Genomic DNA, 22,615 nt, shown 5'->3' with positions numbered 1-22,615 from the left:
AGGCACAAGCGACACCCTCAGCTGTCTTAGGACAGGTCTTACCTGCTGGAGTGTCGAGTGAGATCGCCGCAGCCAAGCTCAAAACCAACACGGCAATAATCCGAGCTATATGTTTCATTGTTCCTCCAGTGCGATGTTATCGCTCAAAGCGCGTCTATAACGCGAGGCTGACTCCCTGCTCAACATTGAAAAAGACCCACGACCCTGCTTTTAAGGTTTCGGACTCGTCGGAGGCGGACCTATGCTCTCTCCAGGTGTGTAACCGTGTGTCAAAGTTCCAAAGTGCGGATTTGCACTGTTGCCTCCCCCGGCTATCAACCTTGTACCGTTGATTCCAAGTTGAGTTGCCATAGCAGCTACTCCAGAAGTAACCGCCGTGGCCGGATTACGGCTGTAGTATCTGTAAGCTATCTCAAGCACGGTAGACCTTGAGGTCGGGAACCAATCCTGTGACTTACTTACATCGATAGGGTTATCAATGACGAATCTTATCGCCATGAGGATAGAACCCTTACTATTGGAGTCAACATAGTCATATAGAATTCTGTCGCTTCTTCTCCACAATAATTCTGCCGACATCAAAGTCCCCGACAGGTGTGCAGCGTAATAACTATGCGCATCACCGCCGGCAGTAGGAATCCACTGGTAAGGGCAGTAGAGAGCAGGATTTGAGTCGCTATTCTCTCTTCCCAATTCTTCCGGGATTCCTCCGAACCATGAAATGCCGTTCGCTCCATCGTAAGGGCAAACCGAATTGGTCATGCTGGGGTTGGCACTGAAAAATACATCCCCAGTATTATTTCCGGAATGTCTCTCCAACACTCTTTGAGTTGCTTCATCAAAGGCTTGTCTTGGAGTGAAAGAAACGCCGTTCCTATCAACAAGGTTTAGTCCAGAACCTGCGAAGTAGTCAGCAATATAATGAGTCGTGGCACTTCCAACTGAACCCCAATTATGGCTCCGCTGATCGCTTGCCCAATCGGTGAACTTATAAATGTAAGTCCCCAACCAATTCTGAAATGCCTGTTTGTCCGTGGCTGTCCATCCTGAGTAAGTTTCAATCAGGTCTGCAGATGCTATATATCCCGATATGTGTCTGGCCGCCGTCAGGATGCAACCATTGCCTCCAGAGTATCCGTCACCAACACTACAGACGTTGACGCCCGGATCGTCGTTTTGAGACATTTCCAAAATTCTGGTCCTTACTTGTGCCGCGTAAGCTGAGTTACCAGTTAAGTGATAGGCAAGTGCCTTGGCATAAAGTTTTGCCGTCGCGTTCCTCAACTCATCACGATCCATTAAGTTGACGTTCGTATAAGTCCAATCAGTAGGCGTACCCGCGTACGCTATAGCCGCATCAACAGAAGCTTTATAAGGCTGAATGTTGCTTGTGGCCTTTTGTTTTGTCGCGGCCAACTCAACGGGTGTTGTTAAGTACCCTCTTCCTCCGCCAGTACCAGTTGGCGTTGGCGTCGGCGTTGGCGTCGGCGTAGGCGTTGGCGTCGGCGTAGGCGTTGGCGTCGGAGTAGGCGTTGGCGTTGGCGTTGGAGTAGGCGTTGGCGTCGGTGTTGGAGTTGGCGTCGGAGTAGGTGTAGGTGAACCACCGCTTACACCGTGAAGGTAATTGAATTTCGTGAGCGAAGGACTCGATACACTTTCACCTGTACCACCAACAAGCTCAATTCTTGAACTTGTCAAGAACGAGTTGTAACTAACGGAACGTCTTAGAGTCCAGGATGTATTATTAGAACTCGTTTCCAGATAAACCTTACTGGAAGTAATTCTGAATCTTAGGAACCGGTAAGTAGTGGAGCTATAAGTGCTGGTTTTATCGCTTCCAGTGTAAGCTTGAAAATAAATCGTGCTTCCTATGATCCGGAATCGATAATGTTGACCGTAAACTCTTCCTATCCCAAATATGGATTCGGATTTGTCTGTCCCTCTGGGAAGAAGTTCAGTTGATATAGTCAGACCATTCAGATTCATTTCTGGACTGATATAGCCTGAATAATGATCTCCAGATGTTGATGACAACGGTGTTATCACTAAAGCACCAGATGCCTCGGTAACAGCTATGTTCGGATCAAATTGCGACGCAGGCCTGCTCATTAATCCTTTTGTCCACTTAACGGTGTCCATGACACCGTCATCGAAATTGTCGTAATAATTACTTCCTGTTTGGGAAAGAATGGCCGCAGAAAATAGAAAAAGACTGAACGCAAATGCAATTATGCTTTTCACGTTTCGGATCATCAGGTGATAAGGCTTAGTCATAGCGGCCTCCCATAGATTTTGGAGTTCAGGCAACCAAGCGATGCGGCGACTTGGGAACTATATTTGGGTGGTACGCGGAAGTCTTTGGGTTCCTATTAACGAGTTATTAAGAAGTTCTCAAAAACGTCCGGTTGTACCAGCGCTTAGCGAGCTTTTTCTTAAGGCAAGCGTTGCGTCGGTCACAGTTCGAAGCTAGAATTTCGACCAAGCATTTAACAAACCGGGCGACGAGTCCTCGGGATCTCACCAGGCGTATTGGACGAGGGCCACCAATCTCTGAGCGGTTTCTTATCCGACTATTACTGAGTCATGAATCGAGTTATCAGTGACGACGATCTCTACCACTTCGGTCCCTTCTGTTTAGACGAAGGCGAGCGCGTGCTGCTGAGAGACGGCCGCCTTGTGCCTTTGGCGCCGAAAGCACTGAGCACACTGATCGTGCTGGTGCGAAACATGGGACATGTGGTGGAAAAGAATATTCTAATGAATGAAGTCTGGCCGGATGAAGATGTGGAAGAGGGAAATCTCGCGCAGCATATCTTCATGTTGCGAAAGGCACTGGGAGAGAATCCTAAGTACATAGAAACCGTTCCCAGACGTGGTTATCGGTTTCTGGCGACGACAAACCGCATCCACCGCACTTCCAAACGCAATACTGAGAACGCTGAGGCCTATGAGGCTTACTTCAAGGCTCGAACCTGTTGGAACATTCACACTGCCGAAGGTCTCAGGCAGGCATTAGGCTACTTCCAGCAGGCGACAAATGAGGATCCGAACTACTCGTTTGCGTATGCGGGACTGGTTGACTGCTATCTAAGGCTCGCCACCAATTATTTTCCGCCCCCAAATGTGTTGTCGAAGTCGTCAGCAACGACGCACCCACGCGAAGTAGGTGCGACGTTCCCTGAAACAAATACTTCCGTCGAGATACGCTGTCAGTGGGATCGGGAGAATGCGAAAAGAGAGTGGCAGCGTGCCGATGAACTCAAGCTGGACTATCCCGCGGTGCATCAATGGCGCGCGGCATATCTGTTTTCTTTGGGCCTGTATAACCAGACCTTGATGAAAACAGAACAGCTAGTGGACTCTGCATCTAATGCCCCATCGAGCTCACCATCTAATCTGCAAGCCCGCTTCGAGCCCGTAAGTCTAACGCCGGCTGAAGAGTTACAGGTCTTCTGCGTTGTTGCCCGTGAGCAGATTGAGGCCGGGAACTATGACGCGGCGTGCATGGTGCTGGAACGCTGGTGGACTATGGGCGAGTGGCCAAAGCTCGACGGATTGAATTCGCGCTTGTCCGCGGATCTGCTCCTAACGGTAGGAACGCTCGCCGGTTTTGTGGCCAGCGCGAGGCAAGTGCCAAGAGGGCAAAAACACGCTGAGGCGTTGCTCAACGGGGCCATTGGTCTGTCTGAACAACTTGGTTCGAAGATGCTGTCCTGCGAGGGTCGAGTCGATCTGGCCCTCTGCTACCAAAGACAGGGAATGTTGGACCTTGCGCGTGCCACTTTTCTCGCTGCGCTCCAAGTGCTACCGACTAGTGAATTCGAAATCAGACGTTTCGCGTTAATTAGCCTGGCCTCAGTTGAGTGGGAAGCCGGACGCCTTAACGACTCGGCCGCCCGACTTAAGGAAGCTGATGAAATAGTGGAACCAGCGAGTCCGCTGATCAATGCGCGCTCCTATTTGCATCTGGCTGTTACTCTGCAAACTCTTGCGACCTCTGAAACTCGCGGCGAGTATTTACAACGAGCTCTCGAGTATTGCTCCAAGGCCGTCGAACAATATGAGGCTATCGGCAATCATCGTTATGCCGCCATTGCAGAGAATAACTACGGTTACCTGCTCGTGACTTTCAACCGTCTCGATGAAGCAGAGCCCCATCTCGTACGCGCTCGAGAGTTGTTTGCCGCCCTCGATGACAAGCGTAGATGCGCCGAGGTTGATGATTCAATCGCCCACCTCCACCTCGCCGCAGGCAGACTAGAGCTGGCGGAAGAGGCAGTGAGACAGGCTGTCAATGCTCTGGAGTCGGGAGGGTTGGATGGATTTCTGGCCGAATCTCTCACCACACAAGGATTGGTATTGTGCAAGCTTGGGCGTCGTCGCGAAGCGAAACGGATTCTTGACCGGGCACGACAAATTGCAGAGCGCTGCGGCGATCTCGAATGCTCATGTCTTGCACTCCTGATGGTAATTGAGGAGTTGGGTGAGCACTTAGACGAGGAAGAGCGGCTGGAACTATCAGCTCAACTGGAGCAGTTCCTTACCTATTCACAAAAAGCCTCAACAATTGAACGTATCAGAAATGCCCTGGATTCGTTACAGGCCTCGCCGATGAGCGTTCCTAATCAATGAATTTGTCTTCCGTCATTCCCTCCGCCCCCGCGCCGACCCGGTTTTACAGCCGTTTTTCTTTGTTTTCCCTTCCGAATCGGCTTGCTGAATGAATACTCATTCAGTATTATCTTGCGGCCATGATACCCGTCAAAAAAGCCGCCGTTCTGGGCGCTGGAACCATGGGGGCGCAAATCGCCGCGCACCTCGCTAATGCTGGCATTCCGACCGTCCTGCTCGACATCGCGCCGCAGGACTCATCATCAGGATCGAGTGAGGCTGAAACCCGACCGTTAGGAAAGGTGCCGGATCAAAACGCTATCGCTCGCGCCGGCTACGAAGCCGCGAAGAAAGCCAAACCCGCGGCGTTCTTTACCGCCGATCGGGCTTCCCTCGTCGCCGTGGGAAACTTCGAAGAAGACCTCCCAAAGCTGAAAGACTGCGACCTGATCATTGAAGCAGTCGTCGAGAATCTTGAAATCAAACGCAGCCTTTACGAAAAAGTTGAGCAGCATCGGAAGCCTGGCTCTGTCATCGCTTCAAACACCAGTGGAATTCCCCTCAAGTTGCTGGCCGAAGGACGCTCGGATGATTTCCGCGCGCACTTCATCGGCATGCACTTCTTCAATCCGCCGCGCTACATGCACCTCGTCGAGTTGATTCCCACGAAAGGGACTAAAGGCGAAGTCTCTTGCTCGATGTCCGGGTTTCTCGATGAGAGGCTGGGCAAAGGCGTCGTAGTCGCGAAGGATCGTCCGAACTTCATTGCCAATCGCATCGGCACGTACGGCGCGTTGGTGACGATGCGCACGATGATCGACGACGGTTACTCGATTGAAGAGGTGGACAAGATCACGGGACCGGCGGCTGGACGTCCAAAGACCGCCACGTTCCGCACGTTCGATCTCGTGGGCCTCGACGTGTTCGCGCACGTCGTTAAGAACCTGCATGAAAATCTTCCCGACGATCCTGAGCGCGAAATGTTCGTGATGCCTGAGTTCGTCACGAAGATGATCGAACGCCGGCTGCTGGGTAACAAGACGAAGGCCGGTTTCTATCAGCGCAAGCAAGGCGAAGGCGGCAAGCGCGAGATTTGGACGCTCGATACGGCCACGCTCGACTATCGCGCGGCGCAGAAGGTGAAGCTGCCTTCCCTCGACGTCGCCAAGAACATTGAGGACACGCGCGAGCGTTTGAAAACCGTCGTTTGGTCAAAGGATCGCGTCGGCGCTTTTCTTTGGAAGACGGTCTCAAAAACTCTGACCTACACAGCCGAACGCATTCCTGAGATCGCCGACACCGTCGTCGAAGTGGATCGCGCGATGCGTTGGGGATTCAATTGGGAGCTGGGGCCGTTCGAGGTTTGGGACGCCATCGGTGTGGAAAAGTCAGTCGCGAAGCTGAAAGAAGAAGGGCGCGCCGTCCCGGCCAACGTGCAGGCGATGCTCGATTCCGGCGCGAAGACCTTCTACAAACAGGAAGACGGCCAGCGCTTCTATTTTGATTTTGCCTCTTCTAATTACGTGCCGCTCGCGGATCCACCCGGCACAATCATTCTCAAGTCGATCAAGGATCGCACCGCAGTCATCAAGAAGAATTCCGGCGCTTCCATGATCGATCTCGGTGACGGCGTGGCTTGTCTCGAATTCCATTCGAAGATGAATTCGATTGGCGGCGACACGCTTGAGATGCTGCGCTTTGCGATCGCGGAAACAGAAAAGAATTTCGCGGGCCTGGTGGTCGGCAATCAGGGCGTGAACTTTTCGGTCGGCGCGAACCTGATGCTGATGCTGATGGAAGCGCAGGACGAAAACTGGGAAGAGCTCGACATGATCGGGCGTTACTTCCAATCGTCGGTGATGAGTCTTCGTTACTCAGCCAAGCCGGTCGTCGTCGCGCCGTTCCAGATGGTCTTTGGCGGCGGCTGCGAAATGGTCCTGCACGGTGACCGGGTGCGCGCGTCGGCCGAAACCTACATCGGATTGGTCGAGGTCGGCGTCGGAATTATTCCCGCCGGCTGCGGCACCAAAGAGATGTTGGTGCGTGCGATGGATTCGATTCCGGCGGACATGAAAGACGCCGATCCCTTTCCGTTCGTGAAGCGCGCATTTGAAACGATCGCTTTGGCGAAGGTGGCGACGTCTGCGGAACAAGCGCGAGACTTTGGTTTCCTGCGTGAAGAAGATTCGATTTCGATGAATGCCGACCGGCTGATCGCCGACGCGAAGCAGCAAGTGCTGGCGTTAGCGGCCGCCGGATACGTTCAGCCGCAACAGCGCACCGATATTTTGGCTCTGGGCGCGCCGGGCTTAGCGACTCTGAAACTCGGCGTGCATTTGATGAAGCGCGCTGGCTATATCTCCGATCACGACGCGTTGATTGGCGAAAAGCTCGCGCGGATTCTGACCGGTGGCGATCTGAATCATGCGACGCGCGTCAGCGAACAGTACCTGCTCGATCTGGAACGCGAAGCTTTCCTTTCGCTGATTGGCACGCGCAAGACGCAGGATCGGATTGGGCATATGCTCAAGACTGGTAAGCCGTTAAGAAACTAATTGTCAGGAAGGAAGCAACTGATCATGAAAGTCGCCATTCTTCTCTATGACGGTGTAACAGCATTGGATGCTATCGGGCCCTATGAAACCCTCGCTTTACTTCCCGATGTTCAGATTCAATTCGTGGCGAAGGAAAAGGGACCGAAGAAGACTGACAATGGATTTCTTCAGTTAACCGCCGATTACGCATTCGCCGATGTCACCAGCGCGGATGTCCTTGTGGTGCCTGGCTCAGCGAACAGCACCCGAATACAGATGGAGGATGACGCAACGCTGAACTGGCTGCGTGAGATTCATTCGACGACCAAATGGACCACGTCGGTTTGTTCCGGGTCGCTCATCCTGGCTGGTGCCGGTTTGTTGAAAGGTCTGAAAGCGACTACTCATTGGTTCGCTTTGGATATGTTGAAAATGTTTGGGGCCGAGCCGGTTCAGGAACGCATGGTGCAACAAGGCAAAGTGGTCACCGCCGCGGGCGTATCCGCTGGGCTCGACATGGCGCTCTTTCTCGCCGCGGAGATCGCCGGCGCGGAAGTCGCTAAGAGCATTCAGTTGGTCATGGAGTACGATCCTGCGCCCCCCTTCGATTCGGGATCGATTGGCAAAGCTTCACCGGAAGTCGTTAATGCAGCGCGCGACTGTATGGCGCGGCTGACGACGCGAGGTCCGAATCTCAGAGCATCCGCGGTCAGGAGTTAACTTATGAAAGAAGCAGTAATCGTTTCCGCAGTTCGCACCGCCGTCGGCAAGGCGCCGAAGGGCACTTTGCGTGACACGCGCCCCGACGACATGGGCGCCGCGGCCATCAAAGAAGCTATCGCGCGTGTCGCAGGCCTTGAACCGTCCGAAATCGACGACGTGATCATGGGTTGCGCGATGCCCGAAGCTGAACAGGGCATGAACGTCGCTCGCGCGGCCGCGATTCGCGCCGGCCTGCCGGTTGAAACCAGCGCCATGACGATCAATCGGTTCTGCTCGTCGGGCCTGCAGACAATCGCAATGGCGTCAGATCGCATTCGCACGAATGGCGCGCACGTCATCGTCGCCGGCGGCCTGGAGTCGATGTCGATGATTCCGATGGGTGGTCACATCATCCGTCCGAATCCGACTTTGATGGACACGTACCCGGATTTTTATCTCAGCATGGGCCTGGCGACTGAGAACGTCGCGCGCAAGTACGAAGTGTCGCGTGAAGAGCAGGACGCTTTTGCTCTGCAGTCGCATCAACGCGCGGTGGCCGCTTTGGATGCCGACAAATTCAAGGACGAAACGGTGCCTTTGACAGTCTCCGTTGAAGAGCTCGATGCGAAAGGCAAGAAGCAACGCCGCGAGATCAGTTTTGATAAGGATGAAGGCCCGCGCCGCGACAGCACCGCGGAAGCGCTCGCGAATTTGAAGCCGGCTTTCCAGATGAAGGGCACGATTACTGCCGGCAACTCTTCGCAGATGTCCGACGGCGCGGCGGCCGTAATCGTAATGTCTGAGGATCGCGCAAAGGAGCTGGGGGCGAAACCTCTGGCGCGGCTCGTCGCCTACGCAACCGCCGGCTGTCCGCCGGAAGAAATGGGCATCGGGCCGGTGTATGCAATTCCGAAAGCGCTGAAGCTCGCCGGGTTAACGCTCGACGACATTGCGGTCATCGAACTGAATGAAGCATTCGCAGCGCAGTCACTTGCGGTGATCAAGACTCTCGAACTGAATCCCGCCAAAGTGAACGTGAATGGCGGCGCCATTGCGCTGGGCCATCCATTGGGATGCACCGGCGCGAAGCTGACGGCGTCGATCCTGCGCGAGCTTGAAAGACGCGATGCGCGTTACGGCATGGTGACGATGTGTGTCGGCGGCGGCATGGGCGCCGCCGGAATTATTGAACGACTCTGATTGGAGTGCGGTGACTTGTCACCGCTTTGAATTCAATTGAAAAGGAGAAAGCGGCGATGAGTCGCCGCACTCCAAAAGAAAGGCAAAGTTATGGCAGCCGTACTCGAACGAAAAGAAATCATTAAAGGCGGAAGCTTCCTGATTGAAGAGCGCACGCCGGCAGAAGTCTTCACGCCTGAGGACTTCAATGAAGAGCACCGCATGATTGCCGACACCACGCGGCAGTTCATGGACGCGGAAGTGTTGCCGCGCATCAACGAACTGGAAGCCAAGGATTGGAAGCTGGCGCGCGAATTGGTGAAGCAGGCGGCGGAACTTGGCCTGGTCGGCGCGAACATTCCCGAAGAGTATGGCGGGCTCGCCCTGGATCAAACCAGCAGCGCGCTGATTGCAGAGTACCTCGGTCGCTCGGCATCTTTCGCCACGACCCTCGGCGCGCAGAGCGGCATCGGCCTGCTGCCGATTGTCTATTTCGGTACGGAAGCCGCGAAGAAAAAGTACCTGCCGCCAATTGCCGCCGGCGAATTAGTCACGGCGTACGCTTTGACCGAAGCCGGTTCGGGCTCAGACGCGATGGCAGCCAAAGCCACGGCGAAACTGAGCGAGGACGGCACGCAATACGTCCTTAACGGCGAGAAGATGTTCATTACGAACGGCGGCTTCGCAGACATCTACGTCGTGTTCGCCAAAGTCGATGGCGACAAGTTCACCGCATTCATCGTCGAGCGGCAGGAAGGCTGCCATCCCGGCGCGGAAGAACACAAGATGGGAATCAAAGGTTCAAGCACGACGCCGCTGATTCTCGCCGATGCGAAAACGCCGGTGGAAAATCTTCTAGGTGAAGTCGGCAAGGGTCACAAAATCGCTTTCAACATTCTGAACATCGGCCGCTTCAAACTCGGCGCGATGTGTTTGGGTGGGATGAAACTCGCCGTGACCGAATCGGTGAAGTACGCCAACGAGCGGCATCAGTTCGGGAAACCGATCGCTTCGTTCGGCGCGATCAAATCGAAACTCGGCGAGATGGCGGTGCGCACCTGGGTGGGCGAAGCGATGACCTATCGGACGCTCGGAATGATCGAAGAGGGCTTGGGGGCGATCGAAGACTCGAAAGACATGGACGCGCGCCTGAAAGCGATCGAGGAGTACGCCGCCGAATGCTCGATTATCAAAGTCGCGCTGTCGGAATACTGCGACTACATCACGGACGAGATGGTGCAGATCTTCGGCGGCTATGGATATTCTGCTGATTATCCCGCCGAGCGCGCGTACCGCGACACGCGCATCAATCGCATCTTTGAAGGCACAAACGAAATCAATCGCATGTTGATTCCGGGGCGCCTGATGAAGGCAGCGTTGACGGGCCGGCTGGCGCTGCTTCCGGCCGCGCAGGGCTTGATGGATGAGATCCTCAATCCGTCGATGCCTTCGTTCGACACTGACGAAGGTTTGCTCGCGGCGGAACAGAAGCTTGCCCTGAACGCGAAGAAGGTCGCGTTGATGACGCTCGGCACGGCCGCTCAGAAGTACATGATGGGGCTGTCTGACCAGCAGGAGATTTTGATGGGTGTCGCCGACATCATCATGGATGCGTTTGCCATGGAGTCGGCGATTCTGCGCACGCAAAAACTGGCCGCCTCGCAAAGCGAGGACGCCGCGGCGCGTTACGTCGACATGACTCGCGTTTTCTGCAATGACGCGGTCGAACGGATCGAAGCGAATGCGAAGAACACGCTGGCGGCGATGGCGGAAGGCGATGAGTTACGCACGCTTCTGGCGGCGCTACGCCGGTTCACGAAGATGACGCCGATTAATACGGTGGCCGCGCGGCAGCGAATTGCCGACGGGATGATCGCGGCAAATAAGTACGTTTACTGAGGTAACTTGAGATCTCAGATTTGAGATCTCAGATCTGAAATCCCGGGCAGATGGTTCAGATAGCGCGAGGCGTATTCTGCGGCTTGAGAGGTTGCTAGCAAAATGTTTTACGTTTGACATCTCACACAAATTCGGTAGCCTCTCGCCGCTGTTCCATTACTCCAGGAGAGGACCTCGCAGGTGAAATACAAACGGTTCGAGGAAGTGCCCGTATGGAGAGATGCGATCGAGTTAGCAGTGCAAACCTTTGTCCTCACTGCCCGGCCGTGTTTTCGTGCTCATTCTCGGTTGCGAAGTCAGCTGGAAGCAGCTGTGGTTTCGATTTCGAATAACATCGCGGAAGGATTCGAACGCGGAACGACACCCGACACGCTCTATTTCATCTACATCTCCAGAGGCTCGGCCGGTGAGACCAGATCGATGTATCAATTTCTTCAGCGTGCTCCGAGCTTTGACGAACTGCGGCAACAACTTCCGCACCTTATTCGTCGAGCGGAAAGTATCTCGCGGCAATTGCGTGCTTGGGCTGATTCGCTTCAAAACACTGAGATTCGTGGTCAGAGGTACCTAACTGAAACTTCTCGGCGGCGGGATCAACGAATAAGAGACCGCAACGAATTCGTGAAGGAGCTCGAGCAGATTCAGTCGCAGAATATCGCGCGCGCGCGCAAGGTTGGAGCGTCCGAGTGAAGAAGCGGAGATCTCAGATCTGCGATCTCAGATCTCAGATTTGAGATCTGAGATTTGAAATTCAATGAAGATCGTTCCCATCTCAGTTCCCACGCCGTTCTACATCGGGCCGGTTAACGTCTATCTCATCAAAGAAGATCCCATCACGATCATCGACACGGGCCCGAAAACAAAAGAAGCCATCGAAGCTTTGCGCGCGGGGCTGCGCCAGGCGGGACTCAGTGTGGCAGACGTTCGCCGGATCGTGCTCACGCACGCGCACGAAGATCATTGCGGCCTCGCGCGCTCACTGCGCGACGAAGCCAAAGACGCCGAAGTCTTCGTGCACAACTGGGAAACCGGACATCGCATGGGGCGACTCGAACACGACGACAGTTTGCGTCTCCTGATGCGCGCGGGCGTACCGGAAGACGAATTGCGCGCGATGCGTGAGCTCTACGATCACGTGAGACAGTACGCGGACGCGCTGGAAGACGATCACTGCACCGAATTGAATGACGAGGCTGAGTTGGATTTCGAAACCGGCGCATTGCGCGTCATCCACACGCCCGGACACACTCCCGGTTCGTGTTCGTTTCTGCGCGAGGCAGATCGCACTCTCATCGCCGGCGATTGCGTGCTGAAGCGGGTGACACCGAATCCAGTCATCTCGCCGGATCCGATCGATCCTTCACGACGATTCCGATCCTTGGCTGAATATCTGGTCAGCCTCGCCCGTGTCCGCAGCTTCGCGCCGACGCTGGTTTACGGCGGCCACGGCGAACCGATTCACGACTACGAAGAACTCTTCAATCGTTACCTCCGCGCCATCAACGAACGCCAGAGCGGCGTTCTGCGTCTGGTGCCGAAGAGCGGCGCCTCGGCCTGGGAAGTCTCGCGCCAGATGTTTCCCGGTGCTGACGATGTCCACCGCTTTCTCGCCGTCTCTGAAGCCGTTGCCCATCTCGATCACGCCCACTCCGAGGGCAAAATCGCTCTGGAAATGAGCGATGGCCGCGAAATTTATCGGAAGCTCGGGGCCGACTGAACCCGCCGTCCCGGCTTAACAATTTGGAACTCTGACGCCCGCGCCTGCGTGAAAGCCTCAAAACCTATCGGAGGACTATGTATGACAATTCGTAAAATGCTGCTGACTCTCTCCATCGTACTCAGTTGCGGTCTGGTCGTGAGCGGCATCATCGTTTCTGCTCAGGAAGCTCCCAAAGCGCCTGAGGCTCCAAAATCTCAAAAAGCCCCCAAAGCTCCAAAGGACGAACTTGCCGAAAACGACTTCGATTTCGACTTTAAGCTCGATGACAAGTTCGACTTTAAGTTCGACGACTTCGACTTTAAGTTCGATGACAAGTTCGATTGGCAGGATGGCGATCGCAATTTCACTTTCTTCCTTCAGGGCGGCACATTTCTCGGCGTCCACGCTGAGGACGTGACGAAAGAGAACATGAGTCGCTATGGCATGCGCGAAGTGCGCGGTGTCGGCGTGAGCGAGATCATGAAAGACAGCCCGGCGGAAAAGGCCGGCTTGAGAAAAGATGACGTGATTCTGAGCTTCAATGGTGAGGCCGTCACCAGCACACGCAAATTGCATCGCCTGGTGAGCGAATCATCGGCGGATCAAAACGTAAGACTGACGATCAGCCGCGGCGGTTCTGAGCAGGAAGTTACCGCCACGCTGAGCAAGCGTCAGGGCACCGGGATGTTGAACGCCAAGATTCGCGAAGACATCAAGCAGAGGATGGAACTGTTCAAAAAGGACATGCCGAAGATCAAGGGCGGCGACGGCACATGGGTCTTCCATACGGGTTCTTACCGCCGCATCGGCATCGCCACTCAGACGTTGACGAAACAACTTGCCGATTACTTCGGCGTCAGCGAAGGCATCCTCGTCACGTCGGTGACCGACAACAGCCCGGCCGCAAAGGCTGGATTGAAAGCCGGCGACGTGATCACGGCGGTTGACGGCGAAAAGGTTGCTTCGCCGGGAGACATCTCGCGCACCATCGGTAAGAAGCAAGACGGTCCAGTTACTTTGACAGTCGTTCGCGACCGCAACACGCGCAGCGTAATTGTCACCCCTGAAAAGCCGCCGGCAGGGACAGGAGACATTAGAACTATCGTGACTCCCGACCTGCGAACCATCGTGACTCCGCAGGTCACCATCCCGGTCATTCCGGCGATTACAATTCAGACGCCGCAGATTACCGTGCCGGTTATTCCGCAGGTCGACATCACGGTTCCTACGACACCGCGTGTCATCCGCTCGCGCGTCCTGATAATCTGAACTGAACCGCAACAAGCACTTACGGAGCAGTTGAGCATCATGCTTGGCTGCTCCTTTTTGTTTCTTCCATCCGCGGCGTATAATTCGCACCCGTAAAAAGCCTCCACCGTTGTTTCGCATGGTAAGCCAACCCTGAACCGCTGAAGCGGGGCCGCCGAGATATCCGATGTCGCAACCGCAACCGTCCTCCCGCAGATTTGTTGTTCACGATCTGAAGAAACAAAAGGGGCACGCGGACTTCGCGCGCGACGTGCGTGATGGGCTTTCCGCAAAGCCGAAACAGCTTTTCCCAAAGTTCCTGTACGATGCGCTCGGTTCGAAACTGTTCGAAGCAATCTGTCAGGTTGAAGAGTACTATCCCACGCGCGCCGAGACTGAGATACTCACGCGGCATTCCGATGAAATCGTAAGTTCGGTTCCTGACTGTCAGACCTTGATTGAACTCGGCAGCGGCAGTGCCGAAAAGACGCGCCGGGTGATCGAGGCGTTGCTCAGGATTCAGCCGACGCTGCTGTTTGTTCCCATCGACATTTCGCCTTCCGCTTTGGAAGAGAGTTCGCACACTTTACTTCAGGCGTATCCGACCTTGCAGATCGAAGCTTACGCCGCGGATTACTTTGACGGGCTGGCGGCGCTCAAGCCGCCGGCACATGGACGCGCGCTGGTGCTTTTTCTCGGCTCAAACATCGGCAACTTTGAAAAGCCCGACGCTTCAACATTTCTGCGCACGATTCGCCGGGGATTGCGCCCAGGCGACGCGTTGCTTCTGGGCGCTGATCTGAAAAAGGATCGAGAGACGCTCGAACGCGCCTACAACGATTCACTGGGAGTGACGCGCGCTTTCATTCTGAATCAGTTAGCGCGCATCAACCGCGAGTTTGGGGCTGACTTTGACTTGTGGGCGTTTGGTTTGAGGTCGGTCTACAACGACGCCGAGGGACGGATCGATGTTTATCTCGAGAGTCTACGCCAGCAGTCCGTGACAATTCCCGGTCTTGATTTGTCTTTCACGCTGGAAGCAGGCGAGCGCATTCATATGGAGAACGCTTACAAGTACGATCTGGAAGAGCTTTCGTCCCTCGCGCAGCAGACAGGATTCGTGCGCGAGCAAACATGGTTCGATGAAGCGAAACGGTTTAGCAGCAATCTCTTTGTCGCCGTCGAATAAATGTCGAATAGATTAAGCCGGCGCGCTTTCCGACCCGCCCGCATCTTCTGATTTCATTTCGTCGCGCTTCTCAAGTAATTCCAGTTTCACTCGCAGCACTCGCCTTCGTTCAACTTTCTCGACGTGAAACTTGAGGCCGTCATGCTCGATCATTTCTCCGGGTTGCGGGACATGTCCGACTTCAGTCATGAGAAACCCGCCAATCGTGATGTAGCTTTCGGATTCAGGCAGCGCCGCCTTCAGGCGTTTGTTTAGATCTCGCACCGCGAGTGCGCCGTCGAGCAAATACGTGCGGTCATCCACTTTCGTGATTTGCTCGTTGACTTCCTCGTCATGCTCATCAGAAATGTCGCCGACGATCTCTTCCAGCAAATCCTCGAGCGTGATGATGCCTTCAATCCCGCCGTGTTCATCGACGACAAAGCCGAAGTGTGATTTGGCCGTCTGCATCTGTCGCAGAACAGCTTCGAGGCGCGCCGTGTCCACGATGTACATCGGCGGCTGCAAAACGTATTCGAGCCGAAACGCTTCAGGCTTCAGCAGGAATGGCATCAGGTCCTTGCTGTGAATGAAGCCGGCGACGTTGTCCAGCTTGCCGTCATAAACCGGCAGCCGCGAATAACCGTGCTTTTGGAAGGCGTCGCGAATGTCTTCAAGCGAGCAATCGATTGAGATGGCGGCCATCTCAGTGCGTGGCACCATCGCTTCGCGCACGAGGGTGTCGGAAAATTCGAAGACGCGATGGATCAAGCGCCGCTCTTCGGCGCGCAGGTGACCGCTCTCGCGGGAAATATCCACGAGCTGGCGCAGTTCTTCCTCGCTGTACACGGCCGTGTGGTGCAATGACGACTTCAATCCGAAGAGCCGTGCGAGCCCGGCGCCGGTCCGATTAAAAATCCAAAGCGGCGCACGAAATAATCGGGCAAAAATTTCCAGCGTCCGTGAAGAAAACAACGCCAGTGCTTCGGCACGTTCGAGTGCGATCATTTTTGGCAACAACTCGCCCAGCACCATGTGCAGGAAGGTCATCAGCGACAACGCGATGACCATCGCGATGAGATGGGCCAGGTAGGCAGCCTGCGGTTGCGGCGTGATGCTCAGGGCAAGTGGTTCTATCAATGCGGCAAAGGCCGGTTCCCCCAGCGCGCCCAGGACCAGCGAGGCAATGGTGATTCCCAGTTGCGATGCGTTGATGAAGAGCGTCGGATCGTCGAGCAAGCGAAGTGCCGATTGGGCGGACTTACTCCCGGCGGCGGCGCGAGCTTCCAGACGCGGGCGACGAACGGCAATTAGCGCAAACTCAGCGCCCACAAAAAACGCGTTTATGATTAAGAAGAAAAGAACCGCCGCGAACTTGAGCGCTATCCCGAAGAGGCTGGACTCCGACTGGGCGTCGGCAGCAAACAAGGCGAGGAAACTACTAGCAGGATCGTCCATCGTAATCGTAATCAGGAGTAACAGTTTTCCAGCATGATATCACGGCAGAAAAAAGCACGCAGTCCCGAAACTGTGGGGCTGCGCGCTTCCCTGAAGACTAACCTGGAAGATCAGTGAGCGCCGGCTGCGACCGCCCGCCGCAGGTTGCCGTTGCCGTTCGATTTACCATCGTGGCGCGAACACGCCTGGGCCAATGCGTCATTCACGCGCGGCTCGATGTTGCACTCGGGCTGACGGCAAACAGCCGCGAGTTCAGAAACGACGAGGTAATGTGCGCGCTCAAGCATCCGCTGCTCGCGGAACGAAAGGGGTTTGCTGTGACTCAAATAGTTGAGGTGCTTTAAGACTTCGGCGACTTCAAAAATGTTGCCGGTGCGCATCTTCTCGGAAAAATCCTTAAACCGATCTTTCCAATCATGCGGCGGGGTGGCAAAGTCTGAACTCAACGTTTGGAAAAGCGTGTCGCACTCCAACGTCGTAATCGGCTTACGCAGACCGACTTCCGTGGCGTTGGTCACAGGGACTAATACGAGGGTATTCGTAGCTGCGAGCCGGAGCGTGTAAAACGGGAGCGCTGTCGCACCGATTTGTTTCTGCTCGATTTGCTCGATGGTACCGATACCGTGATTTGGGTAAACAACCTTCTGGCCGACCTTGAAGCCCACCTTTACACCTCCAGAGTTTGAAACGTCACCAAGGTAAGTCGCATTGCGCGGCTAGGAACCGAAAGTTATGCGAGACAATAAACCGATCGGGTGTTCTTGAACCGAGTTGTCCGTGAACTGACTGGAGAATAGCAAGGCCAGTTGAGACGCGTCAAGCTTTCTGCGTCGTGACATTTGGACCAGAGCAAAAGCTGGGCCAAAACCACTTAACCGGCGTAGCTTTCATCCTGCTCAATCTTCGAAAGCACCCAATCGAATTCGCCGGAAGTGATTTTTCCACCGCAGAATTCGCAGATGCCGGTGGCATTTACCTTCAACGGCGCGCCGCAATTTGGACAGTTTAGATCGGCGCGGGCCGCGGCTGGGGTGGCTTTGCTGTTGCGAATAAAAGTCCAATATTCACTCCATTTCCGCAAATTTGTTCGTGAGCCCGCGACGACCTGGCCGCTTTCGTTGATGGTGTAATCATAACCTTCGGCGAAAATCCGCAGCGTGACCGATTGATAAAAATTGTCCTGTTTGATCTTGGTGGGCTGCATCCCGGTAATTTGATACCGCTCGAGTACGTTGCGAAGTTTCTGGCGCCGGTAAGCCTCAATCCAGTACTGGTGCATCTGGAAAATGTTGTCCGTCTCGTGCGGTCGGGCGCGCTCCCAATTCAAAGACGACCAAGCGTCCTGCAATTCGTTGAAAATCATGCGCGCGCGGGCCTGGAACTCCGCCCATTTGAAGGTTGGATTGTTTTGCTCGAAGGCGGCGCGGACGTGTGGAAAGTTCGGCTGCATGATGGTCGGGTTAAGTGTCCCGACCTCAGGAACATTCGAAGTGAGCAGCGGGCCCCGCGCTTCGCGACCCAGCGTGCGCACGTTACGCACGTACCATTGAAACTCGCCGCTTTCGACTTTCGTGTGGCAGAAAGCGCACGCGCCGTTGGTGTCTTTCTGCAAAGGCGCGCCGCAACTGGGGCAGTGCAGCGCGGTCGCTTCCCCGGGTGGCGGCGAAAGCAAATCGCGTTTGCGCTCGAACTCCCAACGCTCGCGAACGTAGTACGCCATCTCGCCGCGGGGATCACCGTCGCGCGGCGTGAACTCGGTATAGTTCGCTTCGAATTCAACGCTCATTTCGACAGTGGGCGTCGTGAGGCCGCGCACGTCGGCAACCACCATCGCGCCCACGATGACGCCCTGCACGGCTTTGAGTTGGGGCGAGTTTAATTGCAATAGCGCGCCGCGCGCCGCGTCTGACAAATACGGCGAAAGGTCATCGAGCGCGGCTTTGCCTTTGCCCCGCGCGTCGTGCGCACGGCCGTAAAGCGCGTAACAGAAATCGGTAAAAATGATTTCCGAAAAGTTCGGATCAAAGCGTCGTAGCTGATTGAAAGCGCGCTGAATGTCCTGCTGTGGCCGTCCGCCAGGACCAGTTGATAAGCCGAGTACCGGTGAAGAAGAAACGACCGAAGCTGGTTTTTTTGAGCGTCTGGCAAACCAATAGATGACCGCGCAGATCACGATGATGTCGAGCGGAATTCCAATCGCGGGATGCTCAATCGTCAACCAAAGCAGCAACCGGAAAATCAGATAGATGATGACGCCGAGCCCTTCACCGTCGCCGTCACCTCCACCTCCGCCGCCGCCGTAGCCGCCGCCGCCGCCAACCCGCGCGAGTGCTTCAGTGGCGAACACCGCGAGCGTCATTGCGGCAAACACAAACGACACCGCGCCGATCGTGAAGCGACCTGTTTTCAAATTCCACGTTCCAGATTTGAGCCGCTTCATTTCAATTCGATGCGTGGGCCGTCCACCAGTTCATTAGGATTTTCGCCGGTACAAGGGAGATGCGCGGCGAGTAGAGCACCGAGTTTGCGCAATGACTGAATAAGTTTTTCCGGATCGCAGTGTCGAGCCAGTGCTTTCAGCTCATGAAGCTCTGTGTTCCACGGCAACGGTGGCATGGCTTTCAGGATGCCGCGATCCGCGATCACTTCAATTTGTTCTTCGAGCAGGGAAACGTAAACGAGCAGGCCGTTTTCCGCTTTGGTGTTCGCGATACCCGCCTCGTAGAACATCGCCGCGGCGCCCTGGCGCGCGCTGGCGGCGCGAGACTTCTTCGACGTTAGTAAGCGCTGAAAAGACGGACTGCGGGATGAGACAAAGGCGCCGATAACAAACATCAGGGCGACGTCGATGGGCACCACAATCGCAGGAATCACAAAAGGCGAGAACAGTGCGAACAGCAGACCGAGAAATGCGAGGATGGCGCCACACAAATAATCGGCATGACGATATGAACTCGACCTCGCCCGAATGACGATCACGAGTTCCGCGTCCGTGTTCTTCTCGATTTCAGCGACGGCGTTAGCGATGCGTTCGCTGGCGTCTTTGTCGAACTTCCGCTTCATCGGTCGCGGCAGTCTAGCACAAGCCACAGAGACACCAAGCCACAGATGAACCTGTCTGTCAGTTGTCAGTTGCCAGTTGCCAGACGAGTTATTGCGACGTTTTGATTCGATTCGATCGTGGAAACAACTGACAACGGACACCTGACGACGGACTATGGGAAAACAAAACGGCCCGGCGCGAACGCAGGGCCGTGATTAAACGCGAGTTGTAGATGGGTTATTTAAAGCTGCTGAGCGCGTCGGCTTCGTTGTCATACACGTCGAAGACGGTGAGCAGCTTAGTGATGACCAGCAGATCCTGGACTTTCTCCGTCAGATTCAGAAGCTTAAGTTGGCCGCCGCCGCGTCCCACCGTGGTGTAGTTCGCGATCAGTTCGCCGATGCCGCTGGAATCGATGTACCGGACGCCTTTCAGATTCAGTAAAAGCTTCTGATTCCCACCGGCAACCAAATTGCGAATCGCGCTGCGAAGTGCAGTGCTGCTGTCGCCGATGCGCACTTCGCCATCGAGATCCAAAATAGTTACGTCGCCCGCCTGGCGTTGTTTGATGTCTAGTTGAGCCATGTCAATCTCCGTCTTTCGTGGGTTCGCGGCAGTGATTCGATCACTGGCGCGGGTTTATGCTTACTTGAAGTTGCTGAGCGCTTCCGCTTCTTCGTCGTACGCGTCAAAGACGGTGAGCAGCTTCGTGATAGTGAGCAGGTCCTGAAGTTTCTGGGTCAGGCTGAGCAGCTTAAGCTGGCCGCCTTCCTTGTTGATGGCCGTGTAGCTGGAAACCAGCTCGCCGATGCCGCTTGAATCGATGTAACCGACGCCGGCCAGGTTCAGCAGAATCTTTTTCTTTTGCTCTTCGAGTAAACGACGCACGGCGCTGCGCAGCGCGATACTGCCATCGCCGATGGTGATTCGCCCGTCCATATCCAGCACTGTCACGTCGCCGGCTTGTCGTTCGCGGATGTTAAGCTCTGCCATGATTCAAAGAGTCTCCCGAAAAGTTTTCGATTTCTGATTGCGGACTTTTGATTCCACCGTCACGGATAAGTTCCCGCATTCGGGCGCCATCAAAAGTACAAAATCAAATATCAAACTCTCTTCACCATTCGCACTATCGTCCCCCCCTCGGGCCGGCTCACCCACTCGACTTCATCCATGAAGCTGCGCATCAGGAAGTTACCGCGGCCCGAAGTCTTCATCAGATTTTCGGCGGCCGTGGGGTCGGGCACTGCGACCGGATCGAACCCGGCGCCCTGATCGCTGACTTCGATTTCAACTGCCTGCGACGAGCAGTTGAGGGTCATTTCCACCTGTTTCGTATCGTCTTCCTTGTTGCCGTGAACGATCGCGTTGGTGATGGCTTCGCGCACAGCCATGTCGATGCCAAAAGCTGCTTCGTCCGCGAGCCCACAATTGCGCGCGAAGTCAGCCGCCGCGGCAGCAGCGTCAGCAACAGCCTCAATGTGGCTGGGCAAAACGAGTCGAGTCGTTTGATCGGTCACAAAAGGCACAGGCCTCCAGCCATGGGAATCGCGTTCTGGCTGCTGACGATTCAAAAGCAAACGGAAGACGGACGTGTAACATGCGGGCTGGGCGCGTGTCAATGTCCGCGCAAGTTTGGCGTGGTACGCACGCCTCCGGCATGCACTTGATTCAAAAGCAGCACGCCAGCGGCGTGCGTACCTTGAGCCTGTTTCGGGGTCGCGATACGACGCGCTAAGATTCCTTCGTGATCATTCATCCCGCCAAAAGAATCGTTGGCAAGCTTGAGATGCCGGGCGATAAATCGATTTCCCATCGCGCGGCGATGATTGCCGCTTTAGCCAACGGCACTTCGCTCATCCGGAACTTTTCGACGAGTGAAGATTGCGCGGCGACATTGCGCTGTCTTGAGCAACTGGGCGTTTCAATTGCTCGCAAAAGCGACGGGTTGGTTATTAAGGGCGTTGGGGCGCGGGGATTACGTGCGCCGAAAGAGCCCCTGGATTGCGGGAACAGCGGCACGACGATGCGCCTGCTGGCTGGCGTTCTCGCGGGACAGGATTTCGAGACGACTTTGACCGGAGATGAATCGCTGCGCTCGCGGCCGATGCAGCGAATCATTGAGCCGCTGGGGATGATGGGCGCAGAGATTCATTCGAACGATGGCCGCCCGCCGCTTACCATCCGCGGCCGCAATCCTTTGCGACCGATCGATTACGAACTACTAGTTTCGAGCGCGCAGGTTAAGTCGGCGATTCTGCTGGCGGGTCTTAACGCCAGGGGTCAAACGAAAGTCACCGAGCAGACGCCGACCCGTGATCACACCGAACGAATGCTGCGCTGGTTTGGTGTTACTGTCGAAGAGGGAGATGCGTTTAAAGAAGGCCAGACATTCGCCGCGGTAACGGGTCCTGCGAGTCTGACGGCGCGCGAAGTGCTTGTTCCGGGCGACATTTCCTCGGCGGCGTATTTCATTGCCGCCGCGGCGTTGCTCGAGGGTTCGTTGCTCGAGACTGCAAACGTCGGACTTAATCCCAGTCGCGTCGCATTTCTTAGCGTCGTTAAGTTATCAGGCTTGACGGTCAACTTTCAGGATATGCGCGAACAATGCAACGAGCCGGTTGGAATCGTTCGCGTCGAAGGCCCGCTTACGACCAAAGAATCGACGGACACGCCATTGATGATTAATGGCGAGCGCATTGCTGGATTGATTGATGAGTTGCCGCTGCTCGCCGTCATCGGTTCCCAACTCGTTGGCGGTATCGAGATACGCGATGCCCGCGAGTTGCGCGTGAAGGAATCAGATCGCATCGCCGCGACAGTGGCGGGACTGCGAGCTATGAACGCGGAGGTGGAAGAATTCGAGGACGGACTGCGTGTCGCTGGGCGAACGCGCTTGCGCGGGGCGCGCATTGACTCGCGCGGCGATCACCGAATCGCGATGTCGTTCGCGGTTGCTGGACTGCTCGCTGAGGGCGAGACAGAAATCGAAGATGCTGAGTGCGTCAGCGTCTCTTTTCCCGAATTCTTTGAGTTACTCGAGTCTGTAGTTGAGTGAATTGTCTTGCGCGGTACGC

The 22,615-nt window shown here is 55.4% G+C and carries 18 protein-coding genes; 10 read left to right on the top strand and 8 right to left on the bottom strand.

Annotated elements, in window-relative coordinates:
* Window positions 1-210: 210 nt before the first annotated feature.
* The gene (locus VFX97_20410; protein ID HEX5705576.1) at window positions 211-2,274 is read right to left on the bottom strand and encodes an alginate lyase family protein; all 2,064 of its coding nucleotides are present in this window, start codon (window positions 2,272-2,274) and stop codon (window positions 211-213) included.
* Window positions 2,275-2,583: 309 nt separating this feature from the next.
* Here VFX97_20410 and VFX97_20405 point away from each other — a divergent pair, with 309 nt between their 5' ends.
* From VFX97_20405 to egtD, 9 genes are all read left to right on the top strand, one after another.
* Window positions 2,584-4,632: a winged helix-turn-helix domain-containing protein gene (locus VFX97_20405; GenBank protein ID HEX5705575.1), complete on the top strand. Its 2,049-nt coding sequence runs from the start codon at window positions 2,584-2,586 to the stop codon at window positions 4,630-4,632.
* A 119-nt stretch (window positions 4,633-4,751) separates the two neighbouring features.
* Complete coding sequence (locus VFX97_20400) at window positions 4,752-7,166, top strand: 3-hydroxyacyl-CoA dehydrogenase NAD-binding domain-containing protein (GenBank protein HEX5705574.1); 2,415 nt, start codon at window positions 4,752-4,754, stop codon at window positions 7,164-7,166.
* 24 nt (window positions 7,167-7,190) lie between these two features.
* Window positions 7,191-7,865 (top strand): DJ-1/PfpI family protein, encoded by a 675-nt coding sequence (locus VFX97_20395; protein HEX5705573.1) that lies wholly within the window; start codon window positions 7,191-7,193, stop codon window positions 7,863-7,865.
* Between the two features lie 3 nt (window positions 7,866-7,868).
* Window positions 7,869-9,047, top strand: a complete 1,179-nt coding sequence (locus tag VFX97_20390; protein ID HEX5705572.1) for an acetyl-CoA C-acyltransferase — start codon at window positions 7,869-7,871, stop codon at window positions 9,045-9,047.
* A 90-nt stretch (window positions 9,048-9,137) separates the two neighbouring features.
* Window positions 9,138-10,925, top strand: coding sequence for an acyl-CoA dehydrogenase family protein (locus VFX97_20385; protein HEX5705571.1), 1,788 nt, complete (start codon window positions 9,138-9,140; stop codon window positions 10,923-10,925).
* Window positions 10,926-11,105: 180 nt separating this feature from the next.
* Window positions 11,106-11,615: a four helix bundle protein gene (locus VFX97_20380; protein HEX5705570.1), complete on the top strand. Its 510-nt coding sequence runs from the start codon at window positions 11,106-11,108 to the stop codon at window positions 11,613-11,615.
* A 64-nt stretch (window positions 11,616-11,679) separates the two neighbouring features.
* Window positions 11,680-12,642 (top strand): MBL fold metallo-hydrolase, encoded by a 963-nt coding sequence (locus VFX97_20375; protein HEX5705569.1) that lies wholly within the window; start codon window positions 11,680-11,682, stop codon window positions 12,640-12,642.
* Window positions 12,643-12,723: 81 nt separating this feature from the next.
* Window positions 12,724-13,893 carry a PDZ domain-containing protein gene (locus VFX97_20370; protein HEX5705568.1) on the top strand — a complete coding sequence of 390 codons (1,170 nt, stop codon included), beginning with the start codon at window positions 12,724-12,726 and terminating at the stop codon, window positions 13,891-13,893.
* A gap of 166 nt (window positions 13,894-14,059) precedes the next feature.
* A complete protein-coding gene (egtD, locus tag VFX97_20365; GenBank protein HEX5705567.1) occupies window positions 14,060-15,061 on the top strand; it encodes an L-histidine N(alpha)-methyltransferase in 1,002 nt (333 codons plus the stop codon).
* 12 nt (window positions 15,062-15,073) lie between these two features.
* On the opposite strand, the gene VFX97_20360 is transcribed toward egtD, so the two are convergent.
* The 7 genes from VFX97_20360 to VFX97_20330 form a co-directional block, all read right to left on the bottom strand.
* Window positions 15,074-16,498 (bottom strand): hemolysin family protein, encoded by a 1,425-nt coding sequence (locus VFX97_20360; GenBank protein ID HEX5705566.1) that lies wholly within the window; start codon window positions 16,496-16,498, stop codon window positions 15,074-15,076.
* 110 nt (window positions 16,499-16,608) lie between these two features.
* Window positions 16,609-17,163: a CarD family transcriptional regulator gene (locus VFX97_20355; GenBank protein ID HEX5705565.1), complete on the bottom strand. Its 555-nt coding sequence runs from the start codon at window positions 17,161-17,163 to the stop codon at window positions 16,609-16,611.
* 206 nt (window positions 17,164-17,369) lie between these two features.
* Complete coding sequence (locus VFX97_20350) at window positions 17,370-18,938, bottom strand: TIM44-like domain-containing protein (GenBank protein ID HEX5705564.1); 1,569 nt, start codon at window positions 18,936-18,938, stop codon at window positions 17,370-17,372.
* On the bottom strand, window positions 18,935-19,561 hold the full coding sequence (locus tag VFX97_20345; GenBank protein ID HEX5705563.1) for a hypothetical protein: 627 nt from the start codon (window positions 19,559-19,561) through the stop codon (window positions 18,935-18,937). The genes VFX97_20350 and VFX97_20345 overlap by 4 nt, the downstream gene beginning before the upstream one ends.
* 217 nt (window positions 19,562-19,778) lie before the next feature.
* Window positions 19,779-20,126 carry an STAS domain-containing protein gene (locus VFX97_20340; protein ID HEX5705562.1) on the bottom strand — a complete coding sequence of 116 codons (348 nt, stop codon included), beginning with the start codon at window positions 20,124-20,126 and terminating at the stop codon, window positions 19,779-19,781.
* Between the two features lie 60 nt (window positions 20,127-20,186).
* A complete protein-coding gene (locus tag VFX97_20335) occupies window positions 20,187-20,534 on the bottom strand; it encodes an STAS domain-containing protein (GenBank protein HEX5705561.1) in 348 nt (115 codons plus the stop codon).
* Window positions 20,535-20,644: 110 nt separating this feature from the next.
* The gene (locus VFX97_20330; protein ID HEX5705560.1) at window positions 20,645-21,031 is read right to left on the bottom strand and encodes an ATP-binding protein; all 387 of its coding nucleotides are present in this window, start codon (window positions 21,029-21,031) and stop codon (window positions 20,645-20,647) included.
* A gap of 254 nt (window positions 21,032-21,285) precedes the next feature.
* Between VFX97_20330 and aroA the strand changes: the two genes are divergently transcribed.
* On the top strand, window positions 21,286-22,596 hold the full coding sequence (gene aroA, locus VFX97_20325; GenBank protein ID HEX5705559.1) for a 3-phosphoshikimate 1-carboxyvinyltransferase: 1,311 nt from the start codon (window positions 21,286-21,288) through the stop codon (window positions 22,594-22,596).
* The last annotated feature ends 19 nt before the right edge of the window (window positions 22,597-22,615 follow it).

The organism is Pyrinomonadaceae bacterium, from assembly GCA_036277115.1.
GTDB lineage: Bacteria > Acidobacteriota > Blastocatellia > Pyrinomonadales > Pyrinomonadaceae > UBA11740.
The sequence above is the reverse complement of the archived record's forward strand: the minus strand, read 5'-3'. Positions and strand labels throughout refer to the sequence as shown.

Coding starts and splice junctions, on each gene's coding strand:
- VFX97_20385 (HEX5705571.1), top strand. CDS start 9,138: ATGGCAGCCGTACTCGAACGAAAAGAAATCATTAAAGGCGGAAGCTTC.
- VFX97_20335 (HEX5705561.1), bottom strand. CDS start 20,534: ATGGCAGAGCTTAACATCCGCGAACGACAAGCCGGCGACGTGACAGTG.
- VFX97_20405 (HEX5705575.1), top strand. CDS start 2,584: ATGAATCGAGTTATCAGTGACGACGATCTCTACCACTTCGGTCCCTTC.
- VFX97_20390 (HEX5705572.1), top strand. CDS start 7,869: ATGAAAGAAGCAGTAATCGTTTCCGCAGTTCGCACCGCCGTCGGCAAG.
- VFX97_20370 (HEX5705568.1), top strand. CDS start 12,724: ATGACAATTCGTAAAATGCTGCTGACTCTCTCCATCGTACTCAGTTGC.
- VFX97_20410 (HEX5705576.1), bottom strand. CDS start 2,274: ATGACTAAGCCTTATCACCTGATGATCCGAAACGTGAAAAGCATAATT.
- VFX97_20345 (HEX5705563.1), bottom strand. CDS start 19,561: ATGAAGCGGAAGTTCGACAAAGACGCCAGCGAACGCATCGCTAACGCC.
- VFX97_20395 (HEX5705573.1), top strand. CDS start 7,191: ATGAAAGTCGCCATTCTTCTCTATGACGGTGTAACAGCATTGGATGCT.
- VFX97_20350 (HEX5705564.1), bottom strand. CDS start 18,938: ATGAAGCGGCTCAAATCTGGAACGTGGAATTTGAAAACAGGTCGCTTC.
- egtD (HEX5705567.1), top strand. CDS start 14,060: ATGTCGCAACCGCAACCGTCCTCCCGCAGATTTGTTGTTCACGATCTG.
- VFX97_20360 (HEX5705566.1), bottom strand. CDS start 16,498: ATGGACGATCCTGCTAGTAGTTTCCTCGCCTTGTTTGCTGCCGACGCC.
- VFX97_20400 (HEX5705574.1), top strand. CDS start 4,752: ATGATACCCGTCAAAAAAGCCGCCGTTCTGGGCGCTGGAACCATGGGG.
- VFX97_20375 (HEX5705569.1), top strand. CDS start 11,680: ATGAAGATCGTTCCCATCTCAGTTCCCACGCCGTTCTACATCGGGCCG.
- VFX97_20340 (HEX5705562.1), bottom strand. CDS start 20,126: ATGGCTCAACTAGACATCAAACAACGCCAGGCGGGCGACGTAACTATT.